Origin of the sequence: Dyella amyloliquefaciens (genome assembly GCF_004296575.1) — a bacterium.
GTDB classification, from domain to species: domain Bacteria; phylum Pseudomonadota; class Gammaproteobacteria; order Xanthomonadales; family Rhodanobacteraceae; genus Dyella; species Dyella amyloliquefaciens.
The window spans coordinates 1-20073 of record NZ_SAYT01000006.1 but is presented as its reverse complement, the minus strand read 5'-3'; the positions used below and the strand labels follow the sequence as shown (position 1 = coordinate 20073).

The following is a 20073-nucleotide window of genomic DNA, read 5'->3' as shown; positions in this document are numbered from 1 at the left end:
GTCCGAGGCTGCCTCCATGTTCCGCCGCCCGCTTGCCCTTGCCATTCTCCCCTTGCTGCTGGTCACGCCGCCGCTCGTGGCGGCCGATGCGCCGGACGTCGCCTTCGCTTCCATCGCCACGCTTCAGCAGGATATGGATGCAGGCACCCTGAGCAGCAGCGCGATCGCCCGGCAGTTCCTCGAGCGCGTCCGCCACATCGACCAGTCGGGCCCGACGCTGAAAGCCGTACTGGAGACCAATCCGGACGCGCTGCAGATCGCCAAGAAACTGGACGACCAGCGCAAGCGCACCAAGCGGCGCGGACCGCTCTATGGCATCCCGGTCCTGCTAAAGGACAACATCGACACCGGCGACCGCATGCTGACCACCGCCGGCTCGCTCGCCATGATGGACGCGCCGGCGCCTCGCGATGCCGGCCTGGTGCAGCGCCTGCGCAGCCACGGCGCGGTGATTCTCGGCAAGACCAATCTCAGCGAATGGGCCAACATCCGCTCCAATCACGCAAGCAGCGGATGGAGCGGACGTGGCGGGCAAACGCGCAATCCGTATGCGCTCGACCGCAACCCGTGCGGTTCCAGCGCAGGCTCCGGTGCCGCCGTGGCCGCGGGCCTGGTCACGGTCGCGATTGGCACGGAAACGGACGGCTCCATCATCTGCCCTGCCGCCGCGAACGGCATCGTAGGCATCAAGCCGACCTTGGGCCTGGTGAGCCGCAGCGGCATCGTGCCGATCAGCCACAGCCAGGACACGGCCGGTCCGATGGCGCGCAGCGTCGCCGATGCCGCGGCGCTGCTCAGCGTCATCGCCGGCAGCGATCCGCGCGACCCGGCCACCGTCGATGCCGACCGTCACGCCACCGACTACACGCGTTTCCTCAATGCCGATGGTCTGCGCGGCAAGCGCATCGGCGTGGTCCGTGAGCTGGGCGGTGCAGAACCGAATGCGGATCGCATCCTCGACGAGTCGATCGCCCTGATGAAGGCACAGGGCGCCATCATCGTCGACCCTGTGGAACTGCCCCATCTGAAAGACCTGGGCGACTCGGAATTGACCGTGCTGCTGTACGACTTCAAGCACGACATCAACACCTACCTGGCGACGCGTACCGGCCTGAAGGTGAAAACCCTGGCCGACCTGATCGCCTTCAACCAGCAGGAGGCCGATCGCGAGATGCCATGGTTCAGGCAGGAACTGTTCGAGCAGGCGCAGGCCAAGGGTGCGCTCAGCGACGAGGCCTATCTCACGGCACTGGCCAAATCCAAGCAACTGTCCGGTCCCGAGGGCATCGACGCTGCCCTGAAGGCACATCACCTGGACGCACTGCTCGCGCCCTCCTGGGGACCCACGTTCGTGACGGATCCCGTGCTCGGCGACCACGTCGTCAGCGGTGACCCTACCGTGGGCGGTGCCTCGCAACCCGCCGCGATGGCCGGCTATCCGTCCATCACCGTACCGGCCGGCTTCGCCCACGACCTGCCGGTGGGCATCGTGCTGTTCGGCGCCCGCTGGAGCGAGCCGACGCTGATCACCATCGCCTATGGCTTCGAGCAGCACGCCAAAGCCTGGCAGCCTCCGACGTTCCTTGACACGGTGGGCGGCAAACCGGTGCCGCCGGCGCCTTAGGCCGACGCCGGCCGGGCGTACAACAGGCTGGTTTCGGCGGATGCGCCAATTCGCAAGGCGTCGTGCAGCAAGAGCGTGACGCCGAGTCGATCCTCGTCCTCGTGCTCGTGCACCAGGCCGCCATAGATCAGCGCACGCTCGCGCACCGTCGCCATACCCTGCCCGTTGGTACCCAACAGGGATACCAACTGGCGCCACTCGGGTGCAGGTCGGCCCCGCTGCGAGCTGACGGCCCGCGCGGCGCTTACCCGCAACACCACCCAGCGGCGCCCATGCGTGCGGCCGCCACGGATCTGCAGTCGAATGCGCCTGACCGGCTCGCGCGCAAGCAGGTACACCAGCACTTCGCAGGCCTGCCGGTAGAGCATCATGTGCACGTCGGGCGCCAGCTGGCTCAGGCCCGCGCCCGAAAACTCGCAGCGATATTCGGCCCCGACCATGGCCGCCGCCTGGGCCAGAGGACCGTCCTCGAAGGTCGCGGCCAACCCCCGTTCACGCCAGGAGCGCGGATGCAGCGCATTGGCCAGGCGCTCCATTTCGCGCTGCGTCAGATCCAGATGCTTCGCGTAGGAGTGCCCCATGTTCGAAGGGAGCACCGGCCCCAGTCGCTCCATCATGCGCTTCTGGCCCGCGAGCATGGACGCGCCCAGCCGGTCCAGCGAATCGGCCACATGACGAAGACGCTGCTCTTCCTGATAGAGGCCCTGCTGGGCAAGCTGGAAGCCACGCAGTGAGTCAGCGGCACCACGCGCATCGGCGCGAGCCCCTTTCACCGCGAGCGGCAGTCGGCCACCCAGCATGAGCAGGCTGGACACGGCAAAGGCCACCAAGGCCTGCGCCTGGATCACGGCCGGGTCGCGGCTGACCGTGACGGCGACCGAGAACTCGACCGCGAAGCTGGCCAACATGCCGGCAATAGCCGCCCCCCGCCAGCCATGGCGCAAGGTCATCCAGGCCGCAGGCAGGAAAGCCGCCATGCGGGCAATCTCGACCAATTCATCATTCTTGCTGTGGGTGATAACCCACATCATGAGCAACAGGGGCGGGACCACGCCGACGACGCTATCGCGAAGCAACGCGGTATCCGTGGCGAAGCGTGACCAGCCGGTTCCGGGCCGCCAGAACGCCAGGACCGCAGGCACCAAGGTCAGCGCTCCAAGGTAACTACCCAGGAAATAGGTCAGCACGATATGCATCGTGATGACCAGCGGCGCCTCGCCTGGCGGCATGTGCACCGTCGACAGCCCCCACGTATTGGCCAACGCGTTGACCGAGCCGCCGATCAGAACATAGGCCAACATCGCCGTGACGTCAGGCTCCCCGCCACGGAACAAGGGCAGCTGGCGCCGGGCCAGCTCCACGACGGGAGCGACCATCAACAAGGGGGGAATGGCAATCACGACCGCCCAGGGCCAGCCGAACTCACCGTGGTGCAACCAGCCCTGATAGGCCAGCGGAATCGCCTCGCCAATCATCATCGCTGGCCAGAAACGATATGGCACCAGCAACAGGCACAGCACCCGCAGCCCCGTGGAGAGATTCCAGTTCGCTACCGAGATTTCGCGGACCAGCTCGTAGCAGGCTCCATAGATGCCCGCCACCAACCCATGCTGGATTCCCCTACGCGCCATGAAGCGTCCCCAGACGCGTTCAATACCCTTGCCAGACATCTTCACTGCTGAAACCCAACCCCTGTTTGGTAGGCGCGACTCCGATTGCCGGATTTGCCTGCGCCTTCGCCATTCTCGCAGGAATTTTCATCACATATTCATCACAGACTCAGTTTTCGGAAAAGTCTCCCTTTTCCCAACCGGTTTCGGCAAAGAAAAGCCCGGCTGAAGCCGGGCTTTGGGGAACCACGACGGCACGGGTGCTCAGGCCTTCGGGGTACCTACCGACTTGCGCACGATCAGCATGGCCAGCTCCAGCGACTGCTCGTAGTTGAGTCGGGGGTCGACCATCGACTTGTAGGCCCTGTCCAGATCGGCCTCGCTGAGGTCACGGGCTCCGCCCATGCATTCGGTCACGTCCTCGCCGGTCAGCTCGAGATGTACCCCGCCCAGGCGCGTACCTGCCGCGGCGTGGATGTCGAACGCCTGGTCCAGCTCGCCGCGGATGTTGTCGAAGCGACGCGTCTTGTAGCCGTTGGAGGTGGTTTCCGTGTTGCCGTGCATGGGATCGGCCACCCACAGCACGCGGCGCCCCTCCCGCTTCACGGCGTCGAGCAGCGGCGGCAGTGCACGGCCGATCGGCCCGTTGCCCATGCGATGGATCAGGGTGAGGCGTCCGGGTTCGTCGTCCGGGTTCAGGGCTTCGATCAGCGGCAGCAACTGGTCCGGTGTGACCGAGGGACCCACCTTCACGGCGATCGGATTGCGAATGCCTCGGAAATACTCCACGTGGGCACCATCCAGCGCTGCGGTACGCATGCCGATCCAGGGGAAATGCGTGGACAGGTTGAACCAGCCGTGATGGCGCGGCACCTGGCGCGTCACCGCCTCTTCGTAGTGCAACAGCAGTGCTTCGTGCGAGGTGAAGAAATCCACCTTCGAAAAACCGGCGATGGGACCCGCGAGCGTCTCCATGAAGCGCAGGGAGTCACCGATGGCCGTGACCATGCGGCGGTACTCGGCGGCCAACGGCGAGTGTTCCACCCAGGCAAGGTCCCAGTACTCGGGATGGTGCAGATCGGCGAAACCACCATCAATCAGCGCGCGCACAAAATTCATCGTAAGCGCGGAATGGGCATGCGCCTGGATCAGGCGCTGCGGGTCAGCGCGGCGCGCCTGCGGGGTGAACTCAGGGCTGTTGACCAGGTCACCGCGAAAACTCGGCAAGGTCACCCCGTCGCGCGTTTCGGTGTCGGTGGAGCGCGGCTTGGCGTACTGGCCGGCGAATCGCCCGACGCGCAGGACCGGCTTCTGCAGTCCGTGCACCAGCACCAGGCTCATCTGCAGTAGCACTTTCAGCCGATTGGAGATGATCGGGCTGCTGCAGTCGGCAAAACTCTCCGCGCAATCACCGCCCTGCAACAGGAAGCGCTGACCCTCCTGGGCTTCGGCCAAGGCCTGCTTCAACGCCAGCACTTCCCACGAAGTTACCAGCGGGGGAAGCGCGGCCAGTTGGCCAATGGCTCGATCAAGTTCCGCCGCGTCTTCATACAACGGCTGCTGCAGCGCTTCGCGTTGCTTCCAGCTGGCGGGTGTCCAGCCAGCGGAAGCGTCCGTCGTCGCTTGTGTCAGGGGTATGGCGTTGGTCATGAGCATGGCCTATCGAGCGCGCCTGCGCGCTGCGGCGTACAGCGCCATGAAGGCGAGCAACAGAAACCAGAGCAGCGTCCATGCCGGCATCGGCAGGCCGAACACCGGCTCGATCTTGGCGCACTCGCCCGAACCAGTGAACACCATCTTCAGCACCTTGGCGAACGGAAACGTGTCCACCATGTAGCCAAGGTTCGGTCCGCAGGCCGGAATCTGATCCGCCGGTAGCGTCTGCAACCACAGGTGCCGCGCCGCCGTGGCGATGCCACCGAGCGCGCCCACCAGGACGCCGCCGGTATACACCCAGCGTACTCCGCCGCGCGGCGCGTGCACGCCGCCAAGCAGGAAAAACACGCCCATCACCATGAAGGCAATGCGCTGGAAGATGCAGAGCGGGCACGGAATCATGCCAAGCACATGCTCGGCGTACAGCGCGTAGGCCAGCAGGGCCACACAGATCAGGAAACCAGTGAGATAGGTGGTGCGATACGACCAGCGAAGAGGGTTCATGGCTCGGGCATGCTGCGGTGCGAAAGCGGGACATTACCCGCTCGCCCGGTCACTGTCAGCCCCGCCTGATCACATCCCTCCCCCCTGCAGCCGGGGCATAAACGCAAAAACCCGGCAGGTTGCCCTGCCGGGTTCTGCGAAACACTTGCAGCTACCGATTACTCGGCGGCTTCGGTACGCGGGCGATCCACCAGCTCGACGTACGCCATCGGGGCATTGTCGCCCGCGCGGAAGCCAGCCTTGAGGATGCGCAGGTAACCGCCGGGACGCTCGCGGTAACGGGGACCCAGCTCGATGAACAGCTTGCCCACAGCTTCCTTGTCGCGCAGACGTGCGAAAGCGAGACGACGATTGGCAACGCCATCGGTCTTGGCGAGCGTGATGAGCGGCTCGGCAACGCGACGGAGTTCCTTCGCCTTGGGAAGGGTGGTACGGATAAGCTCGTGCTTGATCAGCGACGCAGCCATGTTCTTGAACATGGCTTCGCGGTGGCTGCTCGTGCGGTTGAGCTTGCGACCGGATTTCTGGTGGCGCATGGCAATACTCTCTATGTCTGTTGTTATGAAAAGTCGGCGGTTATGTCCGACTTCCCGCGGTTACCCGCTGATGAAGCCCTTCATGAAACGGGCTCTTGTTGAGCAAGACGGCTAAGTGCCGTTGGGGCGTCTGCAAAATCCGAGGAATAAACACTCGTCAGACTGCCAAAACCAGACAACCAAGACGGTTGCCCGAACATCACGCGACTTTGCGAGCCGCTTTTGGCAGCTGGCGAGCGCACCGGAGTGCGCTCGCCAGTTTGCCGATACTACCGACGACCGCGAACGGTCGCCTTCAAACATCAGCCCAGCTGCATACCGTGCGACAAGCCCGGCGGCGGCCAGTTTTCAAGCTTCATGCCCAGGGCCAGACCACGACCACCCAGCACGTCCTTGATTTCAGTCAGGGACTTCTTGCCGAGGTTCGGCGTCTTGAGCAGTTCGACTTCCGTCTTCTGCACGAGGTCGCCGATGTAGTAGATGCTCTCGGCCTTCAGGCAGTTAGCCGAACGCACGGTGAGCTCCAGGTCGTCGATCGGACGGAGCAGCAGCGGATCGAAACCGCCCTTCTCCGCCTTGTCCGTGGCGCTCTCGCGACGCGAGAAGTCACCGAACACCGACAGCTGGTCGTTGAGGATCTCGGCGGCCTTGCGAACCGCGTCTTCCGCACCGATGGTGCCGTTGGTCTCGATGTCCAACACGAGCTTGTCGAGGTTGGTACGCTGTTCCACACGGGCAGCGTCCACCTCGTAGGCCACGCGCAGGACCGGCGCAAACGACGCGTCGAGCTGCAGGCGACCGATCGGACGAGCTTCATCATCCGGATGCTGGCGCGCGCTGGCCGGCTGGTAGCCGACGCCGCGACGCACCTTCAGGCGCATGTTGAGAGCGATGTCCTTGGTCAGGTGGCAGATCACATGCTCGGGGTTGATGATTTCCACCGAGTGATCGACGGCGATATCGCCGGCGGTGACCACGCCCTTGCCCTTCTTGGACAGGGTCAGGGTGACTTCGTCACCCGTGTGCTGGCGAATCGCCACGTCCTTGAGGTTCAGCAGGACTTCGATCACGTCCTCCTGCAGGCCCTCAAGGGTGGTGTATTCGTGCAGCACGCCATCAATTTCAACCTCGACGATGGCAGAGCCAGGGATCGAGGAGAGCAGCACGCGACGCAGCGCGTTGCCCAGGGTGTGGCCGAAACCACGCTCGAGCGGCTCGACCACCACCTTCGCGCGGTTGGGTCCAAGCTGCTCGACGCTGAGGCCGCGAGGCCGCAGCACGCTAGTTGACGAAACTGCCATGCAGGGCTCCGGTTGATTACTTCGAATAGAGCTCGACGATCAGGCTCTCGTTGATGTCGGTCGGCAGGTCGCCGCGGTCCGGCATCGCCTTGAACGTACCTTCGAACTTCTTGGCGTCGACTTCGACCCACTGCGGACGCAGGTCCATGGTGTCGAACACGGTCGCCGCTTCCTGCACGCGCAGCTGGGTGCGGGCGCGCTCGGTCAGGGCCACCACGTCACCGGCACGAACCTGGTACGACGGGATGTTCACCTTCTTGCCGTTGACCAGCACAGCCTTGTGGCTGACCAGCTGACGAGCCTGGGCGCGGGTGACCGCGAAGCCCATGCGATAGACGACGTTGTCCAGACGGCTTTCGAGCAGGCGCAGCAGGTTCTCGCCGGTGTTGCCCTTGAGGGTCGACGCCTTCGAGTAGTAGTTGCTGAACTGGCGCTCGAGAACGCCATAGATACGCTTGACCTTCTGCTTTTCACGCAGCTGCAGCGCGTAGTCCGACAGACGGGCGCGCTTGTTGGCGCCATGCTGACCGGGCTTGTTTTCCAGCTTGCACTTCGAATCGATAGCGCGAGCGGGGCTCTTCAGACTGAGATCTGCACCCTCGCGGCGGGCGAGCTTGCAGGTAGCTCCACGATAACGTGCCATGGGTATGCTCCTTAGACTCGACGCTTCTTGGGGGGACGGCAGCCGTTGTGCGGAATCGGCGTGACGTCAATGATGTTCAGAACCTTGTAGCCGAGAGCGTTCAGCGAACGAACCGCCGACTCGCGACCCGGGCCCGGGCCCTTGATGCGCACTTCCACCGTCTTCACGCCGTAGTCGCCAGCCGCACGGCCGGCCTTCTCGGCAGCCACCTGGGCAGCGAACGGGGTCGACTTGCGCGAGCCGCGGAAACCCGCGCCGCCGGCAGTCGCCCACGACAGGGCGTTGCCCTGGCGATCGGTGATCGTGACGATCGTGTTGTTGAAGGAGGCTTGCACGTGGGCCACGGCATCCGTGACAACGCGCTTGATCTTCTTCTTGGTCTTGACAGGCTTAGCCATGTTCGGAATCCGTTACTTCTTGATGGCGCGACGCGGACCCTTGCGGGTGCGTGCGTTGGTACGCGTGCGCTGGCCGCGCACCGGCAGGCCACGGCGGTGACGCAGGCCGCGGTAGCAACCCAGATCCATCAGACGCTTGATGGCAATACCGACCTCACGGCGAAGATCGCCTTCGACGACGTACTTGCCGATTTCGTGGCGAAGCTTTTCCACTTCACCTTCACTCAGGGACTTGATCTGCGTGGTGGGAACCACGCCTGCGTCCGCGCAGACCTTCTTGGCCCGGCTGCGGCCGATCCCGTAAATGCTCTGCAGGCCGACCCAGACATGCTTCTGGACCGGCAAATTGACACCCGCGATGCGCGCCATGATGTACTTTCTCCGATGCGTTTCGTGCGCGGTAAACGCGCAATTCTAACCGTAAATAACCCAACAGGAAAGCCCTGCGGCACCAGGGGTGCCGCCGCCCTCCAATCCAGACCAACTTCCCACCACCCCAGCAGCCATCAGTTGCGGCGGAGGTTGGCCTTCTTGAGCAGGCTTTCGTACTGGTGACTGACCAAGTGCGCCTGCACCTGAGCAGTGAAATCCATCACCACAACCACGACGATGAGCAGAGAGGTGCCACCGAAGTAGAACGGGACGTGCCACGCCTTTTGCATAAACGAGGGAACCAGACAGACCAGCACCAGGTAAAGGGCGCCGACACCGGTCAGACGGGTCATCACGTTATCAATGTAATCAGCCGTCGAGCGGCCGGGACGGATACCCGGGATCAAGGCGCCGGAGCGCTTGAGGTTATCCGCCGTCTCCTGGGAGTTGAACACGATCGCCGTATAGAAGAAGGCGAAGGTGATCACCAGCACCGCGAAGACGATGTCGTACAGCGGCTCACCCGGGGTCAGCGCCTGGGTCAGCTCGGTCAGCCAGCGCGACTGGTGACCCTGGCCGAACCACGTTGCCGCGGTCGCCGGGAACATCAGCAGGCTCGACGCGAAGATCGGCGGGATCACACCCGACATGTTGATCTTCAGCGGCAAGTGCGAGGTCTGGTTCATGTAAGCCCGCTGCCCGCCCGAACGCCGTGCGTAGTTCACGGTAATGCGCCGCTGGGCGCGCTCCATGAAGACCACGAACGCCGTCACCGCGAGGATCAGGCCGACCACCATGATCATCTTGATCACGGAGAGCTCGCCATTGCTGGCCATGGTCAGCGTGTGCGCCACGGCACCCGGCAGACCGGCAACGATACCGGCGAAGATCAGCAGCGAAATACCGTTGCCGATACCACGCTCGGTGATCTGCTCGCCCAGCCACATCAGGAACATCGTGCCGGCGGTGAGGCCAACGATCGACGCCATGATGAAGCCAGCACCCGGGGTATAAACCACCGGTGCACCGCCCGCCGCGACCTGCTTCTGCAGGGCCACCGCGATACCGAACGCCTGGAAGGCGGCCAGACCCACCGTGCCGAAGCGCGTGTAGGTGGTCATCTTGCGACGACCCGACTCACCTTCCTTGCGCAGCGCCTGCAGGCTCGGGATCACCGAACCCATCATCTGCACCACGATGGATGCGGAGATGTACGGCACCACGCCAAGCGCGAACACCGAGAAGCGTGCCAGCGAGCCACCCGAGAACATGTTGAACATGTTCATCAGGCCGCCGCCCTGCTCGATCAGGTTCGTCATGGCTTCCGGGTTCACACCCGGGACCGGGATGAAGGAACCGAGACGGAAGACGATCAGCGCACCAATCACGAAGAAGATGCGCTGACGCAGTTCCGTCAGCTTGCCGAGCGATCCGAGCGATGTGCCCTGGGCTGACGCCACGTGATTACTCCACGCTGCCGCCGGCAGCTTCGATCGCTGCCTTGGCGCCGGCCGTAGCCAGCAGGCCCGACAGCTTCACGGCGCGGCCGATCTCGCCCTTGAGGACGACCTTGACCTTCTTGGCGTGGCTGTCGATGAGACCGGCCTGGTGCAGGACGATCGCGTCGATCACGTCAGCCTTGAGAGCAGCCAGCTCATACAGGAACACATCCTGGCTCTCTTTCTTCTTCAGAGAGCGGAAGCCCACCTTCGGGAGGCGGCGCTGCAGCGGCATCTGACCGCCTTCGAAACCGTACTTGTGGGTGCCGCCCGCGCGAGCGTGCTGACCCTTGTGACCGCGACCGGCGGTCTTGCCCAGGCCCGAACCAATACCGCGACCCACGCGAAGGCGGGTCTTGCGGGAACCGGCGGCCGGCTTGATGTCGTTAAGACGCATGGTGATTACTCCTCAACCCGCACGAGGTAATAGACCGTGTTGATCAGGCCACGCACCTGCGGGCTGTCCTTCAATTCACGGACGTCGTTGAGCTTGCTCAGGCCGAGCGCCTGCACGCTCAGGCGATGGCGGTGCTGCACGCCGCGCAGGCCCTTGACCAGACGCACGCGCACAGTGGCGGCGGTTTCGTTCTTAGCCATTGCCCAGCACCTCTTCGATGGTCTTGCCGCGCTTGGCAGCGATCTGCTTCGGCGAGGCAACGGCCTGCAGGCCCTTGATGGTCGCGCGAACCAGGTTGATCGGGTTGCGCGAACCGACGGCCTTGGCCAGCACGTTCTTCACGCCCACCACTTCCAGCACGGCGCGCATGGCACCGCCGGCGATGACACCGGTACCTTCAGAGGCCGGCTGCATGAACACGCGGGCTGCGCCGTGGTTGGCCTTGATGGCGTACCACAGGGTGCCGTTGTTCAGATCAATGCTCACCATGTTGCGGCGGGCGCGGTCCATGGCCTTGGAGATGGCAACCGGCACTTCACGCGCCTTGCCATAACCGAAGCCCACGCGACCTTCGCCATCGCCGACCACGGTCAGCGCGGTGAAGCTCATCTGGCGGCCACCCTTGACGGTCTTGGCCACGCGGTTGACGGCAATCAGCTTCTCGAGCAGGCCGTCCGAATTTTCGCGATCGGTAGAAGACATGTTCTTTTCCGTATGCCTGGCGAACCAGGACTTTTGCTTGCGGCTAAGCCGCTTGGAGTTGTGGGTACTACATGTGGCTTCAAGTGCCGGGTGAACCCGGCACTCGACGCCAACCGGCTTAGAACTTCAGGCCGGCTTCGCGAGCCGCATCGGCCAGCGCCTTGATACGACCATGGAAGCGGAAGCCCGAGCGATCAAACGCCACGGACTCGATACCGGCAGCCAGGGCACGCTCGGCCACGGCCTTGCCGACAGCAGCGGCGGCGGTGAGGTTCTTGGTGCCCTTCAGGCCTTCGGCGACCGACTTCTGCACGGTCGACGCAGCAGCCACCACGCTCTGGCCATCGGCGGCAAACACCTGCGCGTACAGGTGCTGACCGGTGCGATGCACCGACAGACGAGCCACGGCGAGCTTGCGGATGTGGGAGCGGGTCGACTTGGCGCGACGCAGGCGGGATTCGTTCTTGTTCATCGTGTTCTCTCCAGGAAGCGGATAGGCGATTAAGCCTTCTTGGCTTCCTTCAGGGTGATCTTCTCGCCGGAGTAGCGCACGCCCTTGCCCTTGTAGGGCTCCGGCGGACGGAAGCCGCGGATCTTGGCAGCCACTTCGCCCACGCGCTGCTTGTCCGAACCCTTGATGAGGATTTCGGTCTGCGACGGGGTTTCGATGGTGATGCCTTCCGGTGCTTCGAACACGACCGGATGCGAGAAGCCCAGAGCGATGTTCAGCGACTTGCCGGCCATCGAGGCACGGTAGCCCACGCCGACCAGCTCGAGCTTGCGCTCGAAACCGTCGGACACGCCCTTGGCCATATTGGCCAGCAGCGCACGCAGGGTGCCACCGAACTTGTCGTCGGCGCCTTCGGCAACGACGATGTTCGCCACACCGTTGTCGACGGAGACGGATGCGCCCGGCAGGGCGTGGGTCGTCAGGGTGCCCTTCGGGCCCTTGACGGTGATGCCGTTGGCGTTCGAGGTGATCTCAACGCCCTTCGGCAGGGTAATCGGCTGTTTGGCAACGCGGGACATCGTCGGCTCCTTATGCGACCTGGCCGATGACTTCGCCGCCCAGACCCTTGGCACGGGCCTGCGCGTCGGTCAGCAGACCGGCGGAAGTCGAGATGATCGAGATACCCAGGCCACCAAGGACCTTCGGCAGCTCGTCCTTGCCGCGGTAGACGCGGAGGCCAGAGCGGCTGACACGGGTAATGGTCTCGATGGCCGGACGGCCTTCGAAATACTTGAGCTTGATCTCGAGCACCGGCTTGCCTTCCGCAGTGGAGGCCTTGGCGTCGAGGATATAGCCCTCGTTCTTGAGAAGGTTGGCGATGGCCACCTTCAGCTTCGACGACGGCATGTTTACGGTCTGCTTGCCCGTGAGCTGGGCATTGCGGATACGCGTAAACAGATCGGCGATGGGATCAGTCATGCTCATGAAAACATCCTTCAGAGTGCACCGATATCCGAAAAACCGGAAATCAATTGAGTTGTATGCCGGCACAGTGACCGGTCTGCGAAGTGCAGACCATCGACTATAGCAGCATTTTTCCGACTTTGCGAACGTCGGCGCGTATTCGCGCCAACGGCGGCAGACCGTGGGGCCTGCCGCCGCATCGAGCAAGGGAGGGTTGTCACCCGCCCTGCCCTGTTTGGGGTCTTACCAGCTGGCCTTGCGCAGGCCAGGAACGTCGCCACGCATGGTGGCTTCGCGCAGCTTGTTACGGCCGAGGCCGAACTTCTGGTACACGGCGCGCGGACGACCGGTCAGCGCGCAGCGGGTACGCTGGCGAGCCGGACTGGCGTCACGCGGCTGCTTCTGCAGCTTGGCCTGGGCGTCCATCTTCTCCTCGTAGGAGGCGGTGGGGCTCAGCACAATCGCCTTCAGTTCGGCGCGCTTGGCGGCGTACTTCTTGACGAGCTTGGTCCGCTTGAGGTCGCGGTTAACCATTGAGGTCTTGGCCATGTGTCTCTCGCGACTCTCTTAGTTGCGGAACGGGAAGCTGAAGGCTTCCAGCAGCGCCTTGGCTTCTTCGTCGGTCTTGGCGGTCGTGGTGATGGAGATATCCATACCACGCATCGCGTCGACGGCGTCGAAGTCGATTTCCGGGAAGATGATCTGTTCCTTGATGCCGAAGTTGTAGTTACCACGGCCATCGAAGGCACGACCCGACACACCACGGAAGTCGCGCGTACGCGGCAGCGAGATGTTGATCAGGCGATCGAGGAATTCCCACATCTGGGCACGGCGCAGGGTGACCTTGCAGCCGATCGGCCAGCCGTCGCGGATCTTGAACGAGGCAACCGACACGCGGGCCTTGGTCTGGATCGGCTTCTGGCCGGAGATCTTGGCCATGTCGGCCACGGCGTTCTCGAGCACCTTCTTGTTGCCCGCCGCTTCGCCCACGCCCATGTTCAGCGTGATCTTGGTGATGCGGGGAACCTGCATCACGTTCTGGTAACCGAAGCGCTCCGTGAGCTTCTTCATTACCTGGTCTTTGTAAAACGTTTCGAGACGCGTCGTCATGATTTATTCCTTACGCGTCCACAACTTCGCCGTTGGACTTGAACACGCGCACCTTACGCCCATCAGAGAGCGTCTTGGCGCCAACGCGCTCACCCTTGCCCGTGGCAGAGTTGAACAGCTGGACGTTAGAGATGTGGATCGAAGCTTCACGCTCGACGATGCCGCCAGCCTGGTTGGCCTGGGGGTTCGGCTTGGTGTGACGCTTGACCAGGTTCACGTTGGAGACGAACACGCGGTCGCCATCAACGCGCAGCACGTCGCCGCGCTGACCCTTGTTCTTGCCGGTGATCACGAGGACCTGATCACCCTTGCGGATACGGTTCATGGTCTAGTCTCCGCTCAGAGCACTTCGGGCGCGAGGGAGACGATCTTCATGAACTTCTCGCTGCGCAGCTCGCGAGTGACCGGCCCGAAGATACGGGTGCCGATCGGCTCGAGCTTGTTGTTGAGGAGGACCGCTGCGTTGCCGTCGAAACGGATCAGCGAGCCATCGGGACGGCGCACACCCTTGGCGGTGCGAACCACCACGGCGTTGTACACCTCGCCCTTCTTCACCTTGCCACGGGGAATGGCATCCTTCACGGTGACCTTGATTACGTCACCGATCGCGGCGTAACGGCGCTTGGAGCCGCCGAGCACCTTGATGCACATCAGTTCCTTGGCACCGCTGTTATCGGCCGCGGAAAGCGTGCTTTGCATCTGGATCATGTCTGCACCCTCCCTTAGACGTTAGCGCGCGTGATGATTTCGACCACGCGATGATGCTTGGTCTTGGACAGAGGACGGCATTCCGCGATGCGGACCAGGTCGCCTTCGTTGGCACCCAGGTCGTTCTGCGCGTGCAGCTTGGTCGAACGACGGATGATCTTGCCGATCAGCGGATGCTGTTCCTGGCGCTCGATCAGGACCGTCACGGTCTTGTCCATCTTGTTGCTGATGACGCGGCCCTCGAGGGTGCGCGTCTGCTTCTGGTTGTCACTCATATCGGCCGTCCCTTACTTCTTGCCGCCGAGCACGAACTTCGTGCGGGCGATGTCGCGCCGAACTCGGCGCAGCTGGTGCGGCTGGTTGAGCTGGCCGGTGCCCTTCTGCATGCGCAGGTTGAACTGCTCCTTGCGCAGGTCCAGCAGGTGCTTATTCAGCTCTTCGGCCGTCTTGTTGGTCAGATCTTTGATGGCCATATCACATCACCGCCCGGGTCACGAATTGGGTCTGGACCGAGAGCTTGGCAGCAGCCAGGCGGAACGCCTCGCGTGCGGTTGCCTCGTCGATACCCTCGATTTCATAGAGCATGCGGCCCGGCTGGATCGGGGCGACCCAGTATTCGACGCCACCCTTACCGGCACCCATTCGAACTTCGATGGGCTTCTTGGTAATGGGCTTGTCCGGGTACACGCGGATCCACAGCTTGCCACCACGCTTGACGAAGCGGGTGATGCAGCGACGACCGGCCTCGATCTGGCGCGCGGTCAGCGCGCCGAACGTGGTGGCCTTCAGACCGAACTCGCCAAAGCTGACGAGGTTCGAGGAGAAAGCCAGACCGTCGTTGCGGCCCTTGAACTGCTTACGGAATTTGGTTCGCTTGGGTTGCAGCATGGCAACTCTCCTTACTTCGCCGTCCGCTCGCGACGGCCTTCACCGCCCTCGCGACGCGATTCACGACGACCCTCACCACCCTCACGGCGCGGCTGGGACTGCTCTTCCTTCGGCTCCTGGTTGATCTGGGACAGATCGAAGATCTCGCCCTTGTAGATCCACACCTTGATGCCGATGATGCCGTAGGTGGTCTTCGCCTCGGCGGTGCCGTAGTCGATGTCCGCACGCAGCGTATGCAGCGGCACGCGACCTTCACGAGCCCATTCGGAACGAGCAATCTCAGCGCCGTTCAGACGGCCAGAGACATTGATCTTGATACCCAGGGCGCCGAGGCGCATCGCGTTGCCGACCGAGCGCTTCATGGCGCGGCGGAACATGATGCGACGCTCCAGCTGCTGCGCGATGGACTCGGCAACCAGCTGCGCGTCAATCTCGGGCTTGCGCACTTCGCTGACGTTGATGTGCGCCGGAACGCCCATCATGTCGCTGACTTCCTTGCGCAGCTTCTCGATATCCTCGCCCTTCTTGCCGATCACCACGCCCGGACGGGCGGTGTGGATCGTCACGCGTGCGGTCTTGGCCGGACGCTCGATGAGGATCTTCGAAATGCCGGCCTGGGCCAGCTTCTTGCGCAGCATCTCGCGAACCTTCAGGTCGGCAGCGAGGTACTGGGCGTATTCGCCCTTATTGGCGTACCACTTCGAGTTCCAGTCCTTGGCGATGCCGAGGCGGATACCGGTGGGATGAACTTTATGACCCATCGTCTACGTCCTCAGTCAGTTGCCAACGACCACAGTGATGTGGCTCGTGCGCTTAAGGATGCGGGAACCGCGGCCTTTGGCGCGGGCGTACATGCGCTTCATCGCCGGACCTTCGTCGACAAAGATGCGCGAGACCTTCAGCTCGTCGACGTCAGCACCGAGATTGTTCTCGGCGTTGGCGACGGCCGACAGCAGCACCTTGCGGACAATGGCTGCGGCCTTCTTGTTGGTGAAATTGAGCACGTCGCTGGCACGGCCCACGGGCATACCGCGGACCAGGTCAGCTACCAGGCGTGCCTTCTGCGCCGAAATGCGGGCGCTGCGCAGGATCGCTTTGGCTTCAGTGCTCATCACTTGCCCTTCTTGTCGCCGCCATGGCCCTTGAAGGTACGGGTCACCGCGAACTCGCCGAGCTTGTGCCCGACCATGTTCTCGTTGACCAGCACGGGGACATGCTGACGGCCGTTGTGGATGGCGATGGTCAGACCGACCATCTCCGGCAGAATCATCGAACGACGCGACCAGGTCTTGATCGGACGCTTGTTATTGGCGGAAACGGCGGCTTCCACCTTCTTTACGAGGTGCAGGTCGACAAACGGACCTTTCTTTAGAGAGCGCGGCATAATCGTTTCCTGTTACTTGCGACGACGCACGATGAACTGCTGGGTGCGCTTGTTGGAGCGCGTCTTGTAGCCCTTGGCCGGCGTACCCCACGGAGAAACCGGGTGACGACCGCCAGAGGTCTTGCCCTCACCACCGCCGTGCGGATGGTCGACCGGGTTCATCACCACACCGCGAACGGTCGGGCGAATACCCAGCCAGCGCTTGGCGCCGGCCTTGCCGAGCTTCTTCAGGCTGTGCTCGCCGTTGCCCACTTCACCGATGGTGGCGCGGCAATCGACCGGCACGCGGCGCATTTCGCCGGAGCGAAGACGCAGCGTGGCGTAACCGGATTCACGGGCGACCAGCTGGACCGAAGCGCCGGCAGAACGCGCGATCTGCGCACCCTTGCCCGGCCGCATCTCGATGCAGTGAATGGTGCTACCCACCGGGATGGCGCGCAGCGGCAAGCTGTTGCCAGCCTTGATCGGCGCATCGCTGCCCGACACAAGACGGTCGCCCGCCTGCACACCCTTCGGCGCGATGATGTAACGACGCTCGCCGTCGGCATAGCACAGCAGTGCGATATGCGCGGTACGGTTGGGATCGTATTCAATGCGCTCGACCTGGGCGGCAATGCCTTCCTTGTCGCGCTTGAAGTCGATGATGCGGTAACGCTGCTTGTGACCACCACCCTGGTGGCGAACAGTGATACGACCGTTATTGTTGCGACCGCCATTCTTGGTCTTCGCCTCGGTCAACGCCGCGTACGGCGCGCCCTTGTGAAGACCCTCGGTGCGGACGCTGACTGCGTCGCGGCGTCCGGGGGAGGTCGGCTTATGAGTGATCAGTGCCATCTCAATTCAACTCCTGGCTCAGGCCTTGGACGACACGTCGATGGTCTGACCATCGGCGAGGCGAACATAGGCCTTGCGCTTGCCCTGACGATTGCCAGCGCGGAAACGGAAGGACTTGACCTTGCCCTTGGCGTTGACGAGGTTCACCTGCTCGACCTTGACGTCGAACATCTGTTCCACCGCAGCGCGGACATCGGCCTTGGTTGCTTCGGGAGCAACCACGAAAACGTACTGGTTCTTCTCGGCCAGGCGAGCTGCCTTTTCCGAGATGTGCGGCGCACGCAGCGTATTCAGGATGCGTTCGTTGCTCATGCGAGCCACTCCTCGATCTTCTTCACCGCATCGACGGTCATGACGATGTGGTCGGAACCGACCAGGCTGACCGGGTTCAGCGCCAGCACGTCCACGACGTGGATGTACGGAATGTTGCGCGCAGCCAGGAAGGTGGCTTCGTTGGCGTCTTCCGACACCAGCAGCACGCGACCCGACACCTGCAGCTCAGCCAGCTTCGCAACCATCGCCTTGGTCTTCGGGGAGTCGATGCCGAAGCTCTCGACAACCTTCAGACGATCCTGACGGATCAGCTCGGCAAGGATCGAACGGATGGCAACGCGGTACGACTTGCGGTTGACCTTCTGCTCGTAGCTGCGCGGCTTGGCAGCGAACGTGCGGCCACCACCGACAAAGATCGGTGCACGGTAGTCACCGTGACGGGCGCCGCCGCCCTTCTGCTTCTTGAACTTCTTGGTGGTACCGGACATTTCGCCGCGCGAAAGCTGCGACTGGGTGCCGGCGCGACCGCCTGCCTGATAGGCAACGACCACCTGGTGGATCAGGGCCTGCTTGAGCTCACCGCCGAACACTTCGTCCGACACGTTGAGCGGCTTGGCGCCAATAACATTGAGTTCCATGGCGTCTCTCCTCAGCCCTTGGTCGTCGGACGGATGACGACGTCGCCGCCGGTAGCACCCGGCACCGCGCCCTTCACCGCGATCAGATGACGCTCGGCGTCGACCTTGACCACTTCCAGGCCCTGCTGCGTGCGGTTCACCGCACCCATGTGGCCTGCCATCTTCTTGCCCGGGAACACGCGACCCGGGGTCTGGCGCTGACCGATAGAACCCGGCGCACGATGCGACAGCGAGTTACCGTGGGTAGCGTCGCCCATGGTGAAGTGGTGGCGCTTGATGGCGCCCTGGAAGCCCTTGCCCTTCGACACGCCGGCGACGTCAACGATCTGACCCACCTGGAACACGTCGTCAGCCTTGATCTCGGCGCCCACGCTGTACTTGCCGAGGTCATCGGCAGACACGCGGAACTCCCACAGACCACGACCCGGCTCGACCTTCGCCTTTGCGTAGTGACCCTTCAGCGGCTGCGTCAGCAGGCTGGCGCGCTTGACGCCGGCTGCGACCTGCACAGCGCTGTAGCCATCGTTATCTTCCGTCTTCAGCTGCGTGACGCGATTCGGGGTGGCCTCAATCAGGGTCACCGGAATCGAACGTCCGTCTTCAGTGAAGAGTCGGCTCATGCCGCACTTGCGGCCAACTAGTCCGATACTCATCTTCGTATCCTGTCTATCGCTCAACCGAGCTTGATCTGAACGTCAACGCCAGCGGCGAGATCAAGCTTCATGAGCGCGTCCACGGTCTTGTCGTTGGGGTCGACGATGTCGAGCACACGCTTGTGCGTACGGGTCTCGTACTGGTCGCGGGCATCTTTGTCGACGTGCGGCGACACCAGAATGGTGTAGCGCTCGATCTTGGTCGGGAGCGGAATCGGGCCGAGAACCGTAGCGCCAGTGCGCTTGGCCGTCTCGACGATTTCGCTGGCCGAGCGGTCGATCAGACGATGATCGTACGCTTTGAGCCGGATGCGAATCTTTTGGTTCGCCATAAACCGTGTCCTGTTATCGAAAGAACAAATACTGTGAACCGGATGGGCTTCTCACCCATCCGCACAACCCATTTACTGCGGCACTACAGGCCACCTCGGCCGACATCTAATCGACCCAAATCGACCTTAAAAGACTAGGCAGGCCCTTATCGGGCCCGCCCAGACTAAAAACTATAAAACGCGCGAAATGGCCAGGTCAACAAAGCGTCACGCTTTGTCGTCCGAGCCCTCTCTTGCGTATTGGCCATCCCGGCCAGCGAACTCGAAGCACTTCCTGTGCCTCATTTCGCTGTAAGGTCACTGCACACAAGGCGCAGCGACAGGCAAGACAGCGACTATAGCTCCAAATTCGGCTAAAGAAAAGCCCTTAATCGTGCTTGCAGCTGAATTTGCTAAAAAAAACCGGCCCGAAGGCCGGTTTTTTTCAGGTCGTCACCACGAGGGTGAGTTCCCTTTCTTACTTGATGACCTTGGCCACCACGCCGGCGCCGACGGTACGGCCGCCTTCGCGAATGGCGAAGCGCAGGCCCTGGTCCATGGCGATCGGGTGGATCAGGGTGACAACCATCTTGATGTTGTCGCCCGGCATGACCATTT

The 20073-nt window shown here is 63.0% G+C and carries 32 protein-coding genes; 1 reads left to right on the top strand and 31 read right to left on the bottom strand.

Features of this window, described 5'->3' with window-relative positions:
- The first annotated feature begins 16 nt into the window (after positions 1-16).
- A complete protein-coding gene (locus EPB08_RS15035) occupies positions 17-1624 on the top strand; it encodes an amidase (RefSeq protein WP_130619936.1) in 1608 nt (535 codons plus the stop codon).
- On the opposite strand, the gene EPB08_RS15030 is transcribed toward EPB08_RS15035, so the two are convergent.
- The 31 genes from EPB08_RS15030 to EPB08_RS14880 all read right to left on the bottom strand — a co-directional run.
- The gene (locus tag EPB08_RS15030; protein ID WP_165418514.1) at positions 1621-3255 is read right to left on the bottom strand and encodes an MASE1 domain-containing protein; all 1635 of its coding nucleotides are present in this window, start codon (positions 3253-3255) and stop codon (positions 1621-1623) included. The two genes, EPB08_RS15035 and EPB08_RS15030, sit on opposite strands and share 4 nt — an antisense overlap.
- 243 nt (positions 3256-3498) lie before the next feature.
- Entirely contained in the window at positions 3499-4890 is a 1392-nt protein-coding gene (locus EPB08_RS15025; protein WP_229238361.1) for a class II 3-deoxy-7-phosphoheptulonate synthase, read from the bottom strand.
- Positions 4891-4893: 3 nt separating this feature from the next.
- Positions 4894-5394: a disulfide bond formation protein B gene (locus EPB08_RS15020; RefSeq protein ID WP_130619934.1), complete on the bottom strand. Its 501-nt coding sequence runs from the start codon at positions 5392-5394 to the stop codon at positions 4894-4896.
- A 158-nt stretch (positions 5395-5552) separates the two neighbouring features.
- Positions 5553-5930 (bottom strand): 50S ribosomal protein L17, encoded by a 378-nt coding sequence (rplQ, locus tag EPB08_RS15015; protein ID WP_130619933.1) that lies wholly within the window; start codon positions 5928-5930, stop codon positions 5553-5555.
- Positions 5931-6232: 302 nt separating this feature from the next.
- On the bottom strand, positions 6233-7231 hold the full coding sequence (locus tag EPB08_RS15010; protein WP_130619932.1) for a DNA-directed RNA polymerase subunit alpha: 999 nt from the start codon (positions 7229-7231) through the stop codon (positions 6233-6235).
- A 16-nt stretch (positions 7232-7247) separates the two neighbouring features.
- The gene (gene rpsD, locus EPB08_RS15005) at positions 7248-7874 is read right to left on the bottom strand and encodes a 30S ribosomal protein S4 (protein ID WP_130619931.1); all 627 of its coding nucleotides are present in this window, start codon (positions 7872-7874) and stop codon (positions 7248-7250) included.
- Between the two features lie 11 nt (positions 7875-7885).
- Complete coding sequence (rpsK, locus tag EPB08_RS15000) at positions 7886-8272, bottom strand: 30S ribosomal protein S11 (protein WP_007513384.1); 387 nt, start codon at positions 8270-8272, stop codon at positions 7886-7888.
- A 12-nt stretch (positions 8273-8284) separates the two neighbouring features.
- On the bottom strand, positions 8285-8641 hold the full coding sequence (gene rpsM, locus EPB08_RS14995; protein ID WP_019464879.1) for a 30S ribosomal protein S13: 357 nt from the start codon (positions 8639-8641) through the stop codon (positions 8285-8287).
- A gap of 137 nt (positions 8642-8778) precedes the next feature.
- Positions 8779-10104 (bottom strand): preprotein translocase subunit SecY, encoded by a 1326-nt coding sequence (secY, locus tag EPB08_RS14990; protein ID WP_038620404.1) that lies wholly within the window; start codon positions 10102-10104, stop codon positions 8779-8781.
- A gap of 4 nt (positions 10105-10108) precedes the next feature.
- Positions 10109-10546 (bottom strand): 50S ribosomal protein L15, encoded by a 438-nt coding sequence (rplO, locus tag EPB08_RS14985; RefSeq protein ID WP_205746368.1) that lies wholly within the window; start codon positions 10544-10546, stop codon positions 10109-10111.
- Positions 10546-10740 (bottom strand): 50S ribosomal protein L30, encoded by a 195-nt coding sequence (rpmD, locus tag EPB08_RS14980; RefSeq protein ID WP_114825377.1) that lies wholly within the window; start codon positions 10738-10740, stop codon positions 10546-10548. The genes rplO and rpmD overlap by 1 nt, the downstream gene beginning before the upstream one ends.
- Positions 10733-11242, bottom strand: a complete 510-nt coding sequence (rpsE, locus tag EPB08_RS14975) for a 30S ribosomal protein S5 (protein WP_019464883.1) — start codon at positions 11240-11242, stop codon at positions 10733-10735. The genes rpmD and rpsE overlap by 8 nt, the downstream gene beginning before the upstream one ends.
- Positions 11243-11360: 118 nt before the next feature.
- Positions 11361-11714: a 50S ribosomal protein L18 gene (gene rplR / locus EPB08_RS14970; RefSeq protein WP_130619929.1), complete on the bottom strand. Its 354-nt coding sequence runs from the start codon at positions 11712-11714 to the stop codon at positions 11361-11363.
- A 29-nt stretch (positions 11715-11743) separates the two neighbouring features.
- On the bottom strand, positions 11744-12271 hold the full coding sequence (rplF, locus tag EPB08_RS14965) for a 50S ribosomal protein L6 (protein ID WP_130619928.1): 528 nt from the start codon (positions 12269-12271) through the stop codon (positions 11744-11746).
- A gap of 10 nt (positions 12272-12281) precedes the next feature.
- Complete coding sequence (gene rpsH, locus EPB08_RS14960; RefSeq protein WP_130619927.1) at positions 12282-12677, bottom strand: 30S ribosomal protein S8; 396 nt, start codon at positions 12675-12677, stop codon at positions 12282-12284.
- A gap of 222 nt (positions 12678-12899) precedes the next feature.
- Positions 12900-13205: a 30S ribosomal protein S14 gene (gene rpsN / locus EPB08_RS14955; protein ID WP_038620418.1), complete on the bottom strand. Its 306-nt coding sequence runs from the start codon at positions 13203-13205 to the stop codon at positions 12900-12902.
- A gap of 18 nt (positions 13206-13223) precedes the next feature.
- A complete protein-coding gene (gene rplE, locus EPB08_RS14950; protein ID WP_130619926.1) occupies positions 13224-13766 on the bottom strand; it encodes a 50S ribosomal protein L5 in 543 nt (180 codons plus the stop codon).
- Positions 13767-13776: 10 nt separating this feature from the next.
- The gene (gene rplX, locus EPB08_RS14945; protein WP_019464889.1) at positions 13777-14091 is read right to left on the bottom strand and encodes a 50S ribosomal protein L24; all 315 of its coding nucleotides are present in this window, start codon (positions 14089-14091) and stop codon (positions 13777-13779) included.
- Between the two features lie 14 nt (positions 14092-14105).
- Positions 14106-14474 carry a 50S ribosomal protein L14 gene (gene rplN, locus EPB08_RS14940; RefSeq protein WP_007513359.1) on the bottom strand — a complete coding sequence of 123 codons (369 nt, stop codon included), beginning with the start codon at positions 14472-14474 and terminating at the stop codon, positions 14106-14108.
- A 14-nt stretch (positions 14475-14488) separates the two neighbouring features.
- Positions 14489-14749 (bottom strand): 30S ribosomal protein S17, encoded by a 261-nt coding sequence (rpsQ, locus tag EPB08_RS14935; protein WP_114239849.1) that lies wholly within the window; start codon positions 14747-14749, stop codon positions 14489-14491.
- 12 nt (positions 14750-14761) lie between these two features.
- Positions 14762-14947, bottom strand: coding sequence for a 50S ribosomal protein L29 (gene rpmC / locus EPB08_RS14930; protein WP_019464891.1), 186 nt, complete (start codon positions 14945-14947; stop codon positions 14762-14764).
- 1 nt (position 14948) lies between these two features.
- Entirely contained in the window at positions 14949-15362 is a 414-nt protein-coding gene (gene rplP / locus EPB08_RS14925) for a 50S ribosomal protein L16 (protein WP_038620428.1), read from the bottom strand.
- Between the two features lie 11 nt (positions 15363-15373).
- Positions 15374-16123: a 30S ribosomal protein S3 gene (gene rpsC / locus EPB08_RS14920; RefSeq protein ID WP_130619925.1), complete on the bottom strand. Its 750-nt coding sequence runs from the start codon at positions 16121-16123 to the stop codon at positions 15374-15376.
- A gap of 15 nt (positions 16124-16138) precedes the next feature.
- Positions 16139-16474 (bottom strand): 50S ribosomal protein L22, encoded by a 336-nt coding sequence (gene rplV, locus EPB08_RS14915; protein WP_130619924.1) that lies wholly within the window; start codon positions 16472-16474, stop codon positions 16139-16141.
- Positions 16474-16746: a 30S ribosomal protein S19 gene (gene rpsS / locus EPB08_RS14910; RefSeq protein ID WP_017461870.1), complete on the bottom strand. Its 273-nt coding sequence runs from the start codon at positions 16744-16746 to the stop codon at positions 16474-16476. Before rpsS ends, rplV begins: the two co-directional genes overlap by 1 nt.
- Before the next feature lie 12 nt (positions 16747-16758).
- The gene (rplB, locus tag EPB08_RS14905) at positions 16759-17580 is read right to left on the bottom strand and encodes a 50S ribosomal protein L2 (protein ID WP_130619923.1); all 822 of its coding nucleotides are present in this window, start codon (positions 17578-17580) and stop codon (positions 16759-16761) included.
- A gap of 18 nt (positions 17581-17598) precedes the next feature.
- Complete coding sequence (gene rplW, locus EPB08_RS14900) at positions 17599-17892, bottom strand: 50S ribosomal protein L23 (RefSeq protein WP_130619922.1); 294 nt, start codon at positions 17890-17892, stop codon at positions 17599-17601.
- A complete protein-coding gene (gene rplD, locus EPB08_RS14895) occupies positions 17889-18491 on the bottom strand; it encodes a 50S ribosomal protein L4 (RefSeq protein WP_130619921.1) in 603 nt (200 codons plus the stop codon). Before rplD ends, rplW begins: the two co-directional genes overlap by 4 nt.
- An 11-nt stretch (positions 18492-18502) precedes the next feature.
- On the bottom strand, positions 18503-19144 hold the full coding sequence (rplC, locus tag EPB08_RS14890; protein WP_130619920.1) for a 50S ribosomal protein L3: 642 nt from the start codon (positions 19142-19144) through the stop codon (positions 18503-18505).
- A gap of 20 nt (positions 19145-19164) precedes the next feature.
- Positions 19165-19476 carry a 30S ribosomal protein S10 gene (gene rpsJ, locus EPB08_RS14885; RefSeq protein WP_017461875.1) on the bottom strand — a complete coding sequence of 104 codons (312 nt, stop codon included), beginning with the start codon at positions 19474-19476 and terminating at the stop codon, positions 19165-19167.
- Positions 19477-19933: 457 nt separating this feature from the next.
- The coding region (locus EPB08_RS14880) for an EF-Tu C-terminal domain-related protein (protein ID WP_081500574.1) at positions 19934-20073 on the bottom strand (140 nt) is incomplete at its 5' end.

What these genes read in the sequence shown, in the direction of transcription:
- EPB08_RS15035 (WP_130619936.1), top strand. Translation starts at nt 17, where the DNA reads ATGTTCCGCCGCCCGCTTGCCCTTGCCATTCTCCCCTTGCTGCTGGTC.
- EPB08_RS15030 (WP_165418514.1), bottom strand. Translation starts at nt 3,255, where the DNA reads ATGGCGCGTAGGGGAATCCAGCATGGGTTGGTGGCGGGCATCTATGGA.
- EPB08_RS15025 (WP_229238361.1), bottom strand. Translation starts at nt 4,890, where the DNA reads ATGCTCATGACCAACGCCATACCCCTGACACAAGCGACGACGGACGCT.
- EPB08_RS15020 (WP_130619934.1), bottom strand. Translation starts at nt 5,394, where the DNA reads ATGAACCCTCTTCGCTGGTCGTATCGCACCACCTATCTCACTGGTTTC.
- rplQ (WP_130619933.1), bottom strand. Translation starts at nt 5,930, where the DNA reads ATGCGCCACCAGAAATCCGGTCGCAAGCTCAACCGCACGAGCAGCCAC.
- EPB08_RS15010 (WP_130619932.1), bottom strand. Translation starts at nt 7,231, where the DNA reads ATGGCAGTTTCGTCAACTAGCGTGCTGCGGCCTCGCGGCCTCAGCGTC.
- rpsD (WP_130619931.1), bottom strand. Translation starts at nt 7,874, where the DNA reads ATGGCACGTTATCGTGGAGCTACCTGCAAGCTCGCCCGCCGCGAGGGT.
- rpsK (WP_007513384.1), bottom strand. Translation starts at nt 8,272, where the DNA reads ATGGCTAAGCCTGTCAAGACCAAGAAGAAGATCAAGCGCGTTGTCACG.
- rpsM (WP_019464879.1), bottom strand. Translation starts at nt 8,641, where the DNA reads ATGGCGCGCATCGCGGGTGTCAATTTGCCGGTCCAGAAGCATGTCTGG.
- rpmD (WP_114825377.1), bottom strand. Translation starts at nt 10,740, where the DNA reads ATGGCTAAGAACGAAACCGCCGCCACTGTGCGCGTGCGTCTGGTCAAG.
- rpsE (WP_019464883.1), bottom strand. Translation starts at nt 11,242, where the DNA reads ATGTCTTCTACCGATCGCGAAAATTCGGACGGCCTGCTCGAGAAGCTG.
- rplR (WP_130619929.1), bottom strand. Translation starts at nt 11,714, where the DNA reads ATGAACAAGAACGAATCCCGCCTGCGTCGCGCCAAGTCGACCCGCTCC.
- rplF (WP_130619928.1), bottom strand. Translation starts at nt 12,271, where the DNA reads ATGTCCCGCGTTGCCAAACAGCCGATTACCCTGCCGAAGGGCGTTGAG.
- rpsH (WP_130619927.1), bottom strand. Translation starts at nt 12,677, where the DNA reads ATGAGCATGACTGATCCCATCGCCGATCTGTTTACGCGTATCCGCAAT.
- rpsN (WP_038620418.1), bottom strand. Translation starts at nt 13,205, where the DNA reads ATGGCCAAGACCTCAATGGTTAACCGCGACCTCAAGCGGACCAAGCTC.
- rplE (WP_130619926.1), bottom strand. Translation starts at nt 13,766, where the DNA reads ATGACGACGCGTCTCGAAACGTTTTACAAAGACCAGGTAATGAAGAAG.
- rplX (WP_019464889.1), bottom strand. Translation starts at nt 14,091, where the DNA reads ATGAACCGTATCCGCAAGGGTGATCAGGTCCTCGTGATCACCGGCAAG.
- rplN (WP_007513359.1), bottom strand. Translation starts at nt 14,474, where the DNA reads ATGATCCAGATGCAAAGCACGCTTTCCGCGGCCGATAACAGCGGTGCC.
- rpsQ (WP_114239849.1), bottom strand. Translation starts at nt 14,749, where the DNA reads ATGAGTGACAACCAGAAGCAGACGCGCACCCTCGAGGGCCGCGTCATC.
- rpmC (WP_019464891.1), bottom strand. Translation starts at nt 14,947, where the DNA reads ATGGCCATCAAAGATCTGACCAACAAGACGGCCGAAGAGCTGAATAAG.
- rplP (WP_038620428.1), bottom strand. Translation starts at nt 15,362, where the DNA reads ATGCTGCAACCCAAGCGAACCAAATTCCGTAAGCAGTTCAAGGGCCGC.
- rpsC (WP_130619925.1), bottom strand. Translation starts at nt 16,123, where the DNA reads ATGGGTCATAAAGTTCATCCCACCGGTATCCGCCTCGGCATCGCCAAG.
- rplV (WP_130619924.1), bottom strand. Translation starts at nt 16,474, where the DNA reads ATGAGCACTGAAGCCAAAGCGATCCTGCGCAGCGCCCGCATTTCGGCG.
- rpsS (WP_017461870.1), bottom strand. Translation starts at nt 16,746, where the DNA reads ATGCCGCGCTCTCTAAAGAAAGGTCCGTTTGTCGACCTGCACCTCGTA.
- rplB (WP_130619923.1), bottom strand. Translation starts at nt 17,580, where the DNA reads ATGGCACTGATCACTCATAAGCCGACCTCCCCCGGACGCCGCGACGCA.
- rplW (WP_130619922.1), bottom strand. Translation starts at nt 17,892, where the DNA reads ATGAGCAACGAACGCATCCTGAATACGCTGCGTGCGCCGCACATCTCG.
- rplD (WP_130619921.1), bottom strand. Translation starts at nt 18,491, where the DNA reads ATGGAACTCAATGTTATTGGCGCCAAGCCGCTCAACGTGTCGGACGAA.
- rplC (WP_130619920.1), bottom strand. Translation starts at nt 19,144, where the DNA reads ATGAGTATCGGACTAGTTGGCCGCAAGTGCGGCATGAGCCGACTCTTC.
- rpsJ (WP_017461875.1), bottom strand. Translation starts at nt 19,476, where the DNA reads ATGGCGAACCAAAAGATTCGCATCCGGCTCAAAGCGTACGATCATCGT.